The organism is Providencia sp. UF-183, assembly GCF_058246155.1.
In genome coordinates, this window is record NZ_JBSICD010000106.1 from 1 (window position 1) to 258 (window position 258).

The 258-nt window shown below is 47.3% G+C and carries 2 protein-coding genes; both read right to left on the reverse strand.

Annotated elements, in window-relative coordinates; all coding sequences use genetic code 11:
• Window positions 1-139 (reverse strand): STY4526/YPO1902 family pathogenicity island replication protein (locus AC4IFT_RS22555; protein ID WP_490752977.1); only part of this gene is annotated, 139 nt, incomplete at its 3' end.
• A gap of 14 nt (window positions 140-153) precedes the next feature.
• Window positions 154-258 (reverse strand): AlpA family phage regulatory protein (locus AC4IFT_RS22560; protein WP_490752979.1); only part of this gene is annotated, 105 nt, incomplete at its 5' end.

The following is a 258-nucleotide window of genomic DNA, read 5'->3' on the forward strand; positions in this document are numbered from 1 at the left end:
GCTCGTCTAGTGATAATTGGTTGAGGGCGTTCATTTCGTCGAAAGTGAATCCTAGCGATTCACAGTAACGAATATTGCCATCCTTCAATGCATGCAGGGCATCGGTTAATACGGCGTAATTCAGTGACGGGATAATCATGGTGTTTTCTCCCTTCAGCTTATTGAGCGGCGGACTAATTTAATATTGATCCATTCGTCAATTTCCGATTCGAGCCAGGCGACACTGGCCGGGCCAATCTTGATTGAGCGGGGGAAGGT